At 40.4% G+C, this 12,741-nt stretch carries 13 protein-coding genes; 7 read left to right on the top strand and 6 right to left on the bottom strand.

All coding sequences use genetic code 11. The features are described from left to right. Positions 1-29: 29 nt before the first annotated feature. Positions 30-596 carry a cysteine hydrolase family protein gene (locus tag ACLGGR_RS15840; RefSeq protein WP_410973433.1) on the top strand — a complete coding sequence of 189 codons (567 nt, stop codon included), beginning with the start codon at positions 30-32 and terminating at the stop codon, positions 594-596. Positions 597-634: 38 nt separating this feature from the next. Here ACLGGR_RS15840 and ACLGGR_RS15835 read toward each other — a convergent pair whose 3' ends face one another. Then, positions 635-1,183, bottom strand: a complete 549-nt coding sequence (locus ACLGGR_RS15835) for a hypothetical protein (RefSeq protein ID WP_410973432.1) — start codon at positions 1,181-1,183, stop codon at positions 635-637. 180 nt (positions 1,184-1,363) lie between these two features. Here ACLGGR_RS15835 and ACLGGR_RS15830 point away from each other — a divergent pair, with 180 nt between their 5' ends. Beyond that, entirely contained in the window at positions 1,364-1,432 is a 69-nt protein-coding gene (locus tag ACLGGR_RS15830) for a putative holin-like toxin (RefSeq protein ID WP_285846223.1), read from the top strand. Between the two features lie 288 nt (positions 1,433-1,720). Here the strand turns inward: ACLGGR_RS15830 and rpsD are convergent, their stop codons facing one another. Together rpsD and ACLGGR_RS15820 are read right to left on the bottom strand one after the other, a co-directional pair. Next, on the bottom strand, positions 1,721-2,323 hold the full coding sequence (gene rpsD / locus ACLGGR_RS15825; protein WP_142945640.1) for a 30S ribosomal protein S4: 603 nt from the start codon (positions 2,321-2,323) through the stop codon (positions 1,721-1,723). Between the two features lie 300 nt (positions 2,324-2,623). Then, positions 2,624-3,121 carry a GAF domain-containing protein gene (locus ACLGGR_RS15820; protein WP_142945639.1) on the bottom strand — a complete coding sequence of 166 codons (498 nt, stop codon included), beginning with the start codon at positions 3,119-3,121 and terminating at the stop codon, positions 2,624-2,626. Positions 3,122-3,247: 126 nt separating this feature from the next. Here ACLGGR_RS15820 and refZ point away from each other — a divergent pair, with 126 nt between their 5' ends. Next, a complete protein-coding gene (gene refZ / locus ACLGGR_RS15815) occupies positions 3,248-3,913 on the top strand; it encodes a forespore capture DNA-binding protein RefZ (RefSeq protein WP_268423695.1) in 666 nt (221 codons plus the stop codon). Here refZ and hisJ read toward each other — a convergent pair. Then, positions 3,883-4,698, bottom strand: a complete 816-nt coding sequence (hisJ, locus tag ACLGGR_RS15810; RefSeq protein ID WP_133744308.1) for a histidinol-phosphatase HisJ — start codon at positions 4,696-4,698, stop codon at positions 3,883-3,885. The two genes, refZ and hisJ, sit on opposite strands and share 31 nt — an antisense overlap. Positions 4,699-5,037: 339 nt before the next feature. Between hisJ and ezrA the strand changes: the two genes are divergently transcribed. Next, positions 5,038-6,741, top strand: a complete 1,704-nt coding sequence (ezrA, locus tag ACLGGR_RS15805; RefSeq protein WP_410973431.1) for a septation ring formation regulator EzrA — start codon at positions 5,038-5,040, stop codon at positions 6,739-6,741. 41 nt (positions 6,742-6,782) lie between these two features. Here ezrA and brnQ (ACLGGR_RS15800) read toward each other — a convergent pair whose 3' ends face one another. Both brnQ (ACLGGR_RS15800) and brnQ (ACLGGR_RS15795) read right to left on the bottom strand, forming a co-directional pair. Next, positions 6,783-8,126 carry a branched-chain amino acid transport system II carrier protein gene (brnQ, locus tag ACLGGR_RS15800; protein WP_251216366.1) on the bottom strand — a complete coding sequence of 448 codons (1,344 nt, stop codon included), beginning with the start codon at positions 8,124-8,126 and terminating at the stop codon, positions 6,783-6,785. A 218-nt stretch (positions 8,127-8,344) separates the two neighbouring features. Further along, positions 8,345-9,685 carry a branched-chain amino acid transport system II carrier protein gene (gene brnQ / locus ACLGGR_RS15795; protein ID WP_251216367.1) on the bottom strand — a complete coding sequence of 447 codons (1,341 nt, stop codon included), beginning with the start codon at positions 9,683-9,685 and terminating at the stop codon, positions 8,345-8,347. Positions 9,686-9,871: 186 nt separating this feature from the next. Between brnQ (ACLGGR_RS15795) and ACLGGR_RS15790 the strand changes: the two genes are divergently transcribed. The 3 genes from ACLGGR_RS15790 to ACLGGR_RS15780 all read left to right on the top strand — a co-directional run bounded on the left by ACLGGR_RS15790 (position 9,872) and on the right by ACLGGR_RS15780 (position 12,526). Then, positions 9,872-11,014, top strand: coding sequence for a cysteine desulfurase family protein (locus ACLGGR_RS15790; RefSeq protein WP_410973430.1), 1,143 nt, complete (start codon positions 9,872-9,874; stop codon positions 11,012-11,014). Positions 11,015-11,018: 4 nt separating this feature from the next. Continuing rightward, on the top strand, positions 11,019-12,224 hold the full coding sequence (gene thiI / locus ACLGGR_RS15785; RefSeq protein ID WP_410973429.1) for a tRNA uracil 4-sulfurtransferase ThiI: 1,206 nt from the start codon (positions 11,019-11,021) through the stop codon (positions 12,222-12,224). An 89-nt stretch (positions 12,225-12,313) separates the two neighbouring features. Next, the gene (locus ACLGGR_RS15780) at positions 12,314-12,526 is read left to right on the top strand and encodes an alpha/beta-type small acid-soluble spore protein (RefSeq protein WP_024424829.1); all 213 of its coding nucleotides are present in this window, start codon (positions 12,314-12,316) and stop codon (positions 12,524-12,526) included. Positions 12,527-12,741 lie beyond the last annotated feature (215 nt).

The following is a 12,741-nucleotide window of genomic DNA, read 5'->3' as shown; positions in this document are numbered from 1 at the left end:
TGAATAAGAATCTTCGGAGGTGGGCGTTTGTGAAAAAGAATCAAAAGGCTTTCATCATTGTAGATGTACAAAAAGCGTTCGAGCATGAAAAATGGGGAGAACGCAATAACCTAGAGGCAGAGGAAAATATCAGCCGGCTATTGATGTTTTGGAGAGAGAAAGGCTGGAAAGTGATTCATATTCAGCATACATCCGACAATTCGGATTCTGTATTTCATCCAGCAAATGAAGGGCACCTTTTCAAAGATATTGCTAACCCGCTAGAGGAAGAAACAGTGATACAAAAGAAAGTCAACAGCAGCTTTATTGGTACTAACTTAGAGGAACATCTAAGATCAAACCAGATTGACACGGTCGTAATCGCAGGATTAACAACACCTCACTGCGTATCAACGACCACAAGAATGAGTGGAAATCTTGGCTTTGATACGTACTTGATCTCAGATGCAACAGCCGCCTTTGGGCTAACAGATCAAAATGGTACATATTTTGACCCAGAAACGATCCACCGGCTCTCACTTGCAACCCTGCATGATGAATTTGCGACTGTCATGACAACAGAGCAGCTCATCGCAAAATGGACAAGTCAAGAATAAAAGTTTGAAAGCTCCTAGAAAGAGATCTAGGAGCTTTTTTACGTATTAAGTGATTGTTTGCGTTGTTTCATACGTGAGTAAACGAGATCAATCTCAATAAATATAAAACTGACAAAGAATGATAAGATCAATATGCCGTAATCTCCTATTGATACATTCACTAGATTGATGTGAAGGATATAGTTGATAGAGAAATATAAAACGATCCAAGAACTCACCCATTCCAAAGCATAAGTGAGCCATGAAGGAAGTTTAAGTAAATAAGCCAGGCCTTTTCCTATAAATAACAGAAAAGGTGACCAAAAAACGGCGATGACACTTGCGAATAAAGAGAATGAGATCAAAGAAAAAAACGACTCATACGTGATGTAATCCTCAAAAAGAAAATTCACACCTAAAACGACGATATATAGTAATACACATTGAACCGCGATCGCGAAGCAGAGAGAAAAAAAGAGCAGAAAGATAAATAGACATGCAGCAAGTCTATTGGGTGGATCACCTATCATCTGTTTTTTTCTTAAAAGAGAATAGGCAATCATTGCTAAGATTAAAAGTAAGAATAGAATGATTGTAATACTATACATGGAACTCCTCCATCTGCGTACTATAGAAGACCAAACGACTGATATGTCATCTATCAATATTGTACCAATAGAAAAAAGGTAATTCAATGAAATATTACCTATATTTGTATATAAAAATAGAGACAGGTTTGATTGAAGTAAGAATGGAGGGGAAAAGAGATTATGTGAATTTTTCAAGCATTGTCCCTTATGTTTTTATTTGGGATGTTTATACTTGCTTTGTTGACGTATATAGACAAAAAGAAATAGACCACCCTTTGAGCCTAGAGAACTTGTAGGGTAGGTCCATTTATTGCGTACCTTCTAGCCAGCTCACTTTGAGCCAAGCATTTGTGCATTGCCGGGATGTGACAGCATCCTGGCTTCTTTTATTTTACGCTAATTCTATTTGTATTATAACATAAAAAGGATGCTGTTAAACACTGTCATACACTTGCTTTTACTTTATATGTTTGACCCGAAACAAAAAACCCTAGGAATCCTTGAACAATCAAGGGATCTAGGGTTTGTTTGCTCTCTCTTAGAGAAGTAATGAAATTAACGAGAGTAGAACTCAACGATTAGTTGTTCGCTGATTTCAGGCGCTAATTCAGAACGCTCTGGAAGACGAGTGAAAGTTCCTTCAAGCTTTTCAGCATCGAAAGAAAGGTATTCAGGAACGAAGTTGTTAACTTCAACTGATTCTTTCACTACTGTAAGGTTTTGAGATTTCTCACGAAGAGCAATCGTTTGACCTGGTTTCACAGAGAAAGATGGGATGTCTACACGGCTTCCATCAACAAGGATGTGACCATGGTTTACTAGCTGACGAGCTTGGCGGCGAGTACGAGCAAGGCCAAGACGGTATACTAGGTTGTCAAGGCGAGTTTCAAGAAGGATCATGAAGTTTTCACCTTGTTTACCAGGAAGTTTAGCAGCTCTGTCATATAGTGTACGGAATTGACGTTCGTTGACACCGTACATGTGACGAAGCTTTTGCTTCTCTTGTAATTGTAAACCGTATTCAGATAGTTTTTTGCGTTGTCCTGGACCATGTGGGCCTGGAGCGTAAGGGCGTTTTTCAAGTTCCTTACCTGTTCCGCTTAATGAAATGCCTAAACGGCGGGAAATCTTCCAACTTGGACCTGTATAGCGAGCCATAATGTGACTCCTCCTTATTGTTTTTATTTGTGAAAAATAAAAACCGTCTGTTCTTCCTCTTTTTCGTCATTATGTTTTCATGCATCCTCGCTCCAGCAGCAGGGAGTTACAAGATGCACCTTCATATAGAAGGAACAAAATGATACAAAAAAGCCGAACAAAAAGGCTGCCATATTTCACACAAACTCTATTATATGACGCTGGATAGGAGAAGTCAACCTATTTAGAGGCAAAGGTGACGTTCCCCATTATATAAAGAAACATAAAAAAGCAGACAATGTGCCTGCTTTTTCTGCATGATTACGCATCCTTAGAGACGGATAACGCCTGTTGGAGAATGTCTGTAAATTGAATAAGGTAGGTCTCATCTACTTCACTGAAGCGGTCTTTCACAGGGCTGTCAATGTCGAGCACCCCAATGATCTGTCCATTGACCTTGAGCGGAATGACAATTTCAGATTGCGATGCGGCATCACAGGCAATATGTCCAGGGAATGCATGGACATCAGCGATACGCTGTACTTCACCTGTCGCAAATGCTGTACCGCAAACACCTTTTCCAGAAGGGATGCGCACACATGCAGGCAGTCCGTTAAACGGTCCAAGCACAAGTTCGCCGTCCTTTGCTAAATAAAACCCTGCCCAATTGACTTCAGGAAGTGTGTGATAGAGCAGCGCAGCTGCATTTGCCAAATTGGCAATCAGATCAGGTTCACCATCTGTAATGGCTTCTACCTGTTTGACAAGCAATTGATAGTCTTTTGAAGGATCGCCAGACTGTTTTTCGACATGAAACATGAAAATCTCCTACTTTCTATCTTAAAAATACATAACTTGCGTCTCGCGTGTGGGATTTGTCGAGCAATTGTAAAAGGAACTTCTGCCTTCATCTTGAAGTATGTAAACATGAAGAGGGGTGAGCGGATGAAAACATCAACAACCATGCAAACAAAAGACCGTATTATGGATGCTGCCATCAGACTTTTTAACCAAAAAGGATTTTCTGGAACCTCTGTCCGTGAGATTGCGAAGGAAGCAAACGTCAACGTTGCCCACATTTCTTATTACTTTCAAGGAAAAGGGGGGCTGCTTGAGCAGCTCGTATCCGATTTTTATGAAGGTTACATTCACATGATTGAATCACATCTCCATCACATGGAAACCCGTCATGCAAAAGAATGTTTACTACATGTGGTTTTTGATATTTTATCTTATCAGCACAAGCACCGTCAATTAACCCGTTTCGTTTATCGGGAGGTGACGATTGATTCGACACTCATCAGAGAAATCATGTCGACATATTTAACAAAAGAGAAGTATTTGTTTCAGCTCATCATTGAAAAAGGAAAAAGCACCCATGTTATTTGTGAGCAACTTTCACTCGCATCTTTTATGATTCAGCTTAAATCACTTCTCATGATGCCATATTTACAGCCGCAATATTTAACAGAGGTGCTTTATTTGAACCCAAGCGAGCCTTATTTCTATCAAATGTACTTTAAGGAGCTGAGCCGCTCGCTTCATCATCTGTTAGAACCAAAAGAGCCGGCATTAGATTCTCATCTGAACCTCATGATGTCCTCGAATTGATCATAAGCATATCCGAGATCTTCCGCTTGATGGGCATCAGAGCCGAATATGAGCGGAATTTTTTTCTTTTTTGCAAGGTCAATCATCCATTGATCTAAATAGATACTTCTGGCATATGTTTTACGAAGACCTGATGTATTAAAATCTAAGGACATGCCTTTTTTTGCCGTTTCTTCAAGGCAAAGGGTGACCTTTTGACAAAGTTCAGGTGACATTTCATATGGAAAAAGCTGTTTGAATTTCTGGACAAGGGTGATATGACCGATTCTCTTTGGCTTATATTGACCTAAAGATGATAGAATAGAAGAATGAATTTGGTCATAGTAGCTTTGGTAGACCTGTTCGATGCTGCCATAGATGCTTATTAGCTGCTGGAAGGCATGCTCGTCAAAATCAAGGCAAATATAATCATCGCCAGCAGGAAGAAAGTGTACAGATAAAATGGCGTCGTCTAGTTCTGGACCGTAGCAGTCTAAAAAGGTTCTTGTTTCCTCTTCATACGCTTTGATATAGTCAACCTCAAGCCCAGTTTTTACTATTAATTGCCCTTTGTATTCTTGTTTCAGCTGAGCCAGTTTCGTTATATACGCTTCAAGGTCTTGGAGCTTCATGGCACTATCCTGCTCAGGTGTTGGATCTTGAAACGATGGGGGCAGCGGTGCATGCTCGGTAAAGGTTATGGAATCAAATCCCTTTTTGATGGCTTTTTCAATATAAGAATGAAAAGGATCAAGCGAGCCGTGCGGGCAAAACGGTGTATGTAGATGTGCATCTTGTTTCAGCATGTCGTCACCTCTTGTCGATATTTTGAAAAACGTGATGTTTATCAGCGAAAATAATGAAAAATCATGACCAAAAATGCTGGTTACATGGTATCATAATAACAATGAAAACGACAGCTTCCGCATACATAAAAGCAGGTCACATGGATACGTGTGATCAAATGATAGAAAGCGCACAAATACTTTCTTGAAAAAACATACATAAAACCGTGAATGGATGGTATTGGAAAACATACGATCCTGCTTATAAAAACAAATGCAAAGCGGACACGAAAGGGTTCTCAGGTCTACTCGGGACACTTTTACCCTGACATCACTTAGATCACAACAAGGGGGCTCATTATGGAGTTAATCATCGGTTTAATTGTCATTTTGCTTGCTTTGTTTTCAGTCGGTTATTTCCTGCGAAAAAATATATATAAAGAGATTGACCGATTGGAAGCATGGAAAATTGAAATTTTAAACAGATCAATTGTAGAAGAAATTTCAAAAATCAAACATTTAAAAATGACCGGAGAAACAGAGCAATTTTTTGAAAGATGGCGTGCAGAGTGGGACGATATCGTCACAGCCCATCTTCCAAAGGTAGAGGAGCTATTATATGATGCAGAAGAGTATTCTGATAAATATCGATTCTCCAAAGCCAAGCAGGTTCTTACGCACATTGAGGACTTGCTGAGTGCTGCTGATTCGAACATTGAAGACATTTTAAAAGAAATTGCAGACCTTGTCACAAGCGAGGAGCAAAATCGCAAGGACATTGAAAAGGTCAAAGAACAATATCAAACAGTTCGAAAAAATCTGCTTGCGTACAGTCATTTATATGGCACCCTTTATGACAAAATGGAGCAGGACTTAGATGAGGCCTGGGAAGGGATCAAGCAGTACGAGGAAGAGACAGAAAACGGCAACTATATGAAAGCAAGAAAGATTTTGCTTGAGCAAGACCGCAGACTCGATCAGCTTCAGCTGTATATCAATGATGTACCGAAGCTCATTGCAGACTGCAAACAAACCGTACCAGGCCAGCTGACGAAGCTGAAAGACGGATATAAAGAAATGACAGACAAAGGCTACAAGCTAGAGCACATCCAGATCACTAAGGAGCTTGAGAACTTAAACAAACAGCTGATCCGTGCGGAAAAACTGCTTATTGATGAACTCAATCTGGATGAGGCTTCAAGCATTCTGCAAATGATTGATGATGCGATTCAGACGCTGTATGACCAGCTGGAAGCGGAAGTAGAAGCAGGTCAGGAAATCAAAAGCAAAATGCCTGAGCTGACGGAAGCATTTGAAAAACTCGAGCAGGATCACACCCAAACAAAGGCAGAAACAGCTCTTGTAAAAGAAAGCTACAAACTGACAGCCGGAGAGCTTGATCAACAGAAGGCGTTCGAAAAACGCTTAGAAGAAATCGAAAAGCTCATGAAACAAATTCGCGAGAAGCTTGATCGTGACCATGTAGCATATTCATTATTAATGGATGAAATCAAACAGCTTGAGACCTTTATCAATGATGCAAAAGCATTGCACGATGCGTTTAAAGATCATCTTCAATCATTAAGAAAAGAAGAGTTACAAGCGAGAGAAACACTGGCTGAACTTAAAACGATGCTGACAGATACAGTGCGTCAGCTTCAAAAAAGCAATATTCCAGGTGTACCTGCTGACATGAAAGCGCAGGCTGAAAAAGCGCAGGAGATGATTCAGCAAGTGCAGCAGCAGCTTGAGAACCTGCCGCTCAACATGCCAGCCGTGAATGGGCAATTAAAAGAAGCCTCTGACACAGTGAGACATGTTGTGGATGAGACGGAAGAAATGCTCACTAAAGTGGATCGAATTGAACGAATCATTCAATACGGCAATCGTTTTAGAAGCCAAAATCATATTCTTTCAGAACAATTAAAAGAGGCAGAGCGAAGATTTTATGCGTACGATTATAACGGTTCATTTGATGTAGCAGCAGCGGCTGTTGAAAAAGCATCACCTGGAGCCGTTCAGAAGCTATTAGCTCAGCAAGAAAAAGAATATCAGCATCAATAAAAAAAGCTGAAGTCCAATGATAGGACTTCAGCTTTTTTGTATTATGACGCCTGTTTTTGGCGTTCTTCTGAAGCAGAAGAAGTGAAAAGTGAGATCAGGAATCCAATGGCGACTCCAAGTATCGCAGGGACAAGCCAGCCGATGCCAAGGTCATAAAAAGGCAGCACTGTTTGGAAGATGTCTTTTACTGGACCGATTGGAAGTTTTGCTGCTGCTAGGCCGTCAAATAAGCTGACGCACCCAGTTAAAATTAACGAGAGGACATATACTGGTCTTCTATGTCCAAGCCATTTATCAGCAAGTGATAGAACGATGATCACAATGGCCAGCGGATAAATCGCTGTTAAGACTGGAACAGAGAAAGCAACAATATGAGCAAGTCCAAAGTTAGAAATGATGAAACTAAATAATGTAACAAGTGTCACGACCATTTTATAAGAAAGTTTAGGAAGTAACTTTGAAAAATACTCTCCGCATGATGTGACAAGACCGATACTTGTTGTTAAACAAGCGACTGTGATGGCAGCACCTAACACAATATTTCCTAGGCTTCCAAAAAGGAACTGAGAAGACTGAGCTAAGATTTTGCTTCCATCTCCAACGAATCCAATGGCATGTGTACTAGAAGCGCCTAGATACGCAAGTGATAGGTAAACGAAGGTTAATCCAGCAGCTGCAATCAAACCAGCTTTGATACAAGCAGAAGCCAGTGCTTTTTTACTTGTCACACCGCGTCCTTTAATCGCGTTGATGACAACAATTCCAAATACAATCGAAGCAAGGGCATCCATCGTTTTATAGCCCTCTAAAAATCCTTTGAAAAACGATCCGTTGCTATAAGATACATCTGGTGTACCAATCACGCCCATCGGCGTCAAAATGGCTTTTACAATGATAATTAAAATAATCGTAAATTTAATCGGTGTTAAAATTTTACCTACACGATCCACGATTTTCGTTGGATTTAAAGCAAGGTAATACGTAATACCAAAAAAGACGAGTGTAAATAAAAGAAGGGACAGCCAAGCTGGTACGCTTGATAAAAATGGTAATGCACCAATCTCATACGACACCGTTCCTGTACGCGGAATAGCGAAAAGCGGCCCAATGGATAAATATAAAATGACGGTAAATGCTGTTCCAAACACTGGGTGAGCCTTATCCGCAAGTCCTTTTGCATCACGTCCTGTTATAGCGATCGCAATAATACCTAGTAGAGGTAAACCGACACCTGTTAATAAAAATCCGCCCATTGCTCTCCATACATTTGTTCCAGCATATTGTCCAAGCTCTGGTGGATAAATCATATTTCCGGCGCCGAAGAATAAAGCAAATAACATAAAACCTATAATAATCGTATCTTTCGTCGACAATGTTGCTTTCATTGAATATAAAGCCTCCAATATTATGTTGAAATATTCTGTTAATTAGTTGCTAGGTAACCGTTCATCATTAACAATCACTAATTATAAAGGATGTACGCCTGATGTCAACATGTGTTTTCGTACAAAAGTCATGAATTTTTCTATTTTAGTATATGAAGTACAATAAAAAAACATCCCCTTCTCTTATGGAAAGGGATGTTTTTTGTTTTGATGTTTGATTAAGCAGGCTGTTTAGGTGGACTCGTAAACAAAGAAATAAGAAGACCAATAATAGCTCCAAGAACGGCAGGAATGGCCCAGCCGATCCCAAGTTTGTATAAAGGAACAACAGCTTCTAAAAATTCAGGTAATCCGCCAAGAGGGATTTTCGCTGCAACTAACCCATCAATCACAGCAAAGACACCTGTGAAAAGGAGTGAAGCGATATAAATGATTCGTCTTCCGTTGATCCAGCGATCGAGAAAAGATAAGAGAATGATTACGATGGCTAGCGGATAAATCGAGACAAGAACCGGAACAGAGAGCGAAATAATTTGTGCCAGTCCAAGGTTTGCTACAAATGTACTGAATAAAGATACAACTAAAACAACTGTACGATAAGAAAAGCGTGGAAATAGTGAAGAAAAATATTCCCCGCAGGATGAAACAAGTCCAATACTTGTGGTCAAACATGCAAATAAAATCGCAGATCCTAACACAATATTTCCAGCAGAACCAAATAAAAAGTTTGCCGAAAGCGAAAGGAGTTTCCCGCCGTCATTTGCCCCGACCATACCTATAGCTTCAGGACTTGATGCCCCGACATATGCAAGTGATATGTACACAAGAGCTAGTCCAGCAGCTGCGACAAGTCCGGCTTTAATACAGGCTGCTGCAATCGATTTGCGTTCTGTAATTCCGCGCTCCTTCACAGCCGTGACAACGACAATTCCGAAAACGATTGAAGCAAGAGCATCCATCGTTTTGTAGCCTTCTAAAAATCCGGTAAAGAGCGGGCTTCCTTGATAAGTTGGATGTGGACTGCCAATTCCACCCATTGGTGTCGCGATGGCTTTTATCACAATTAAAGCAATGACAGCAAGTAAAATTGGTGTTAAAATTTTACCGATTCGGTCAACAAGCTTCGATGGATTTAAAGCAAGAGCATAGGTAATCCCGAAAAAAGCAATTGAAAATAAGAGTAATGGAATCCATGATTCAGACTGCGCTTCAGACAAAAACGGAGCCAGCCCAATCTCATAAGAAACTGTTCCAGTACGAGGGATTGCAAAGAAAGGTCCAATAGATAAATATAAAATGACGGTGAAAATGGTACCGAATGTAGGGTGAGCTTTATCAGCAAGCCCTTTAGCACCTGTTCCTGTCAGGGCAACGGCAATGATGCCTAAAAGCGGAAGCCCCACGCCTGTCAGTAAAAATCCACCGATCGCAAGCCACACGTTTTCACCTGCGTACTGTCCAAGTACAGGAGGGAATATCATATTGCCTGCGCCGAAAAAGAGTGCAAACAACATTAAGCCGATGGCTAATGTGTCTGTTTGACTTAACTTATTTTTCATAAGGAGACCCCCTATTATTTTTATTTTTTCACCATGTTTAAATATTCTGTCAATTTAGGAAAAAATATGACAATGGCACTATGCATGATATAGTGAATTGATTAGCTTGTCAATATACCGCTTTATAATGAAATAAAAGGAATTGGAATCATATCAGTTAAACGCAAGAGGATAAGGAGTTTCGCCATGATGTATCTTGATAATAGTGCAACCACAAAACCGTACCCTGAGGTTTTACAAGTATATCAGCAAGTGAGTGAGCGTTATTATGGAAATCCATCTTCGCTTCATCAGCTCGGAATAGATGCAAGCCGGCTGTTAAATGAAACGAGAAAACAAATGCTTCACTATACAGGCTTGAAACAATATGAGATTATTTTTACTTCTGGTGCAACAGAAGCGAATAACATCGCCATTAAGGGAGCAGCTCTTGCCAAAATGAACCGTGGCAAGCATATTGTGACGACAGCAATTGAGCATCCTTCTGTCATTGAATCGTTTGAACAGCTGAAGGCTTTATTTGGTTTTGACATCTCCTATATTCAAGTAAATGAGCATGGTCATGCAGATATGACGCATTTAAAAGAAGTGCTTCGCCCTGATACAGTGCTTGTCAGCATGATGCACGTCAATAACGAAACGGGTGCCATCCAGCCGATTGAAGAAGCTGCTGGCATCATTCGTGAGCATGCCGAAAACGCACTTTTTCATGTCGATGGAGTGCAGGGGATGTGCAAAGTAGCACTAAATAAACAGCTGGATGTAGACCTTTTGACGATGTCAGGCCACAAAATTCATGGCTTAAAAGGCACAGGAGCGCTTTTTTTAAAGAAAGATGTTGTTCTTGCTCCTTTCATTACTGGAGGAGAGCAGGAATTAGGTCTTCGATCGGGCACTGAAAACCCTGCTGGAGCTGTCAGTTTAGCAAAAGCCATGAAACAATCGTTTGAACAGCTTGACAAGCATCATGATGAGATGCTGAACTTAAAAACGCAGCTGCAAAAACAGCTTGGAGAAATAGATGGCATTGTGATGAACACACCGCAGACGCTAAGTGCGCCGCACATTGTGAATTTTTCAGTGCCGGGTATTCAAATCGAAGTTCTCCTCCATATGCTTGAAAAAGAAGGCATTTATGTTTCTACAACCTCTGCCTGTTCAGCCAAGAAAAAAGAGCCAAGCCGTGTACTTTTGGCAATGGGAAAACCAGAAGAAGTAGCCAAAAGCAGTATGAGAATCAGCTTGACGTACGGACAAGGACCAGAGCTTGCCCCGCAAATCATCGCATCGATCGCACAAAGTGTGAAAAAATTAAAAGGAATGAGATAACAGCATGAAATATGATCATATTTTAGTCCGTTTTGGTGAGATCTCAACAAAAGGGAAGAATAGAAAGAAATTCATTGAAAAACTAAGACAGAACATTCGATTCGTCTTAAAGGATTTTGAAGCATTAAAGGTTGCATCTGATAGAGACCGCATCACGATTATGCTGAACGGAGAAGACCCTGAACTGATTTCAGAACAGCTCAAAAGTGTATTTGGCATTCAAAGCTTTAGTCTTGCGGTTAAATGTGAGACAAATCTAGGTGCGATTAAAGAAGCGGCACTAACAGCTGTACAGGAAGTGTATGAACAAGGAAATACATTTAAAGTCTCAACGAAACGCTCTTATAAACAATTTGAACTTGATTCAAATGAAATGAACCGTGAAATTGGCGGACATGTTCTAAGGAATACGGAAAACTTAACGGTCAATGTGAAACAGCCGGATGTACATTTACGTATTGAAATAAGAGAGCAAGCAACATACATTACATTTAAAGATGTCAAAGGTGCGGGCGGCCTGCCGGTTGGTTCTAGCGGAAGAGCGATGCTCATGCTTTCAGGCGGCTTTGACAGCCCTGTTGCCGGCTATCAAGCGATGAAACGCGGAATTCAAATTGAAGCTGTGCATTTCTTTAGTCCGCCGTATACAAGTGAACGTGCCAAGCAAAAGGTCATTGACCTTGCAGAATGCCTGGCAGCATATGGAGGCGAAGTAAAGCTTCACATTGTACCATTTACAAAAATTCAAGAACTGATCCACAAACAAGTACCTGAAAACTATACGATGACATCAACAAGAAGAATGATGCTGAAAATAGCTGACAAAATAAGAGAAAAGCGTGATGCTCTTGCGATTATTACCGGTGAAAGCCTTGGTCAAGTGGCTAGTCAGACACTTGAAAGCATGTATGCCATAAACCATGTGACCAATACACCAATCATCCGCCCGCTCATTGCTGTCGATAAAAATGACATTATTGATGAAGCGAGACGAATTGGCACCTACGATACAAGCATTCAGCCTTTTGAGGATTGCTGTACGATCTTTACGCCGCCGTCCCCTAAAACAAAACCAAAGCTTGAAAAGGTAGAACGCTACGAAAGCTTTGCTGATTTCGAGCCAATGCTGGATGAGGCAGTAGAGCAAATTGAAACGATTATTGTGACAAATGAAAAGAAAGCGGCAGACGAATTCGCTGATTTATTCTAAATCGAAAATTTCATAATAATTACCATAAAATCAATCGCATGAAGTCATGTGTTTCTACACATTCTATATTCACAAGGAGGTGAGAACACATGGCTCAACAAAACAGACAAAGCAGTTCTAACCAATTACTAGTACCAGGCGCTGCACAAGCTATCGACCAAATGAAGTACGAAATCGCTTCTGAATTTGGTGTAAACCTTGGTGCAGAAACAACATCTCGCGCTAACGGATCAGTTGGTGGAGAAATCACTAAGCGTCTTGTATCTTACGCTCAACAACATATGGGTGGCGGATCTTTCTAAGACACACAATTAAAAAGCTATGGCTTATGAGCGGGATCATTCCCGCTCTTTTCTTTTTGTACATATAAATAGTTAGAATATTTTTAAAAAAGAAGACGAATGAAAAAAATTATGGCATAATACTAGGAGTAGGTCCTAATTCAAGCATTTTTCAGTTATGAGTGTTAGAATAGGTAAATTGAAACATGTTTCGTTTCATAAGAAAGAGGCTAAAA

Origin of the sequence: Bacillus sp. BD48, assembly GCF_046566805.1 — a bacterium.
GTDB classification, from domain to species: Bacteria; Bacillota; Bacilli; order Bacillales; family Bacillaceae; genus Bacillus; species Bacillus safensis.
Note: the sequence above shows the minus strand (reverse complement) of the source record. Positions and strands in the feature narration are given on the sequence as shown.

Bases quoted from the DNA above. Each gene is read 5' to 3' on its own strand.
- ACLGGR_RS15790 (WP_410973430.1), top strand. From the start codon at position 9,872: ATGATGTATCTTGATAATAGTGCAACCACAAAACCGTACCCTGAGGTT.
- ACLGGR_RS15835 (WP_410973432.1), bottom strand. From the start codon at position 1,183: ATGTATAGTATTACAATCATTCTATTCTTACTTTTAATCTTAGCAATG.
- ACLGGR_RS15780 (WP_024424829.1), top strand. From the start codon at position 12,314: ATGGCTCAACAAAACAGACAAAGCAGTTCTAACCAATTACTAGTACCA.
- brnQ (WP_251216366.1), bottom strand. From the start codon at position 8,126: ATGAAAGCAACATTGTCGACGAAAGATACGATTATTATAGGTTTTATG.
- refZ (WP_268423695.1), top strand. From the start codon at position 3,248: ATGAAAACATCAACAACCATGCAAACAAAAGACCGTATTATGGATGCT.
- ACLGGR_RS15820 (WP_142945639.1), bottom strand. From the start codon at position 3,121: ATGTTTCATGTCGAAAAACAGTCTGGCGATCCTTCAAAAGACTATCAA.
- rpsD (WP_142945640.1), bottom strand. From the start codon at position 2,323: ATGGCTCGCTATACAGGTCCAAGTTGGAAGATTTCCCGCCGTTTAGGC.
- ezrA (WP_410973431.1), top strand. From the start codon at position 5,038: ATGGAGTTAATCATCGGTTTAATTGTCATTTTGCTTGCTTTGTTTTCA.
- thiI (WP_410973429.1), top strand. From the start codon at position 11,019: ATGAAATATGATCATATTTTAGTCCGTTTTGGTGAGATCTCAACAAAA.
- hisJ (WP_133744308.1), bottom strand. From the start codon at position 4,698: ATGCTGAAACAAGATGCACATCTACATACACCGTTTTGCCCGCACGGC.
- brnQ (WP_251216367.1), bottom strand. From the start codon at position 9,685: ATGAAAAATAAGTTAAGTCAAACAGACACATTAGCCATCGGCTTAATG.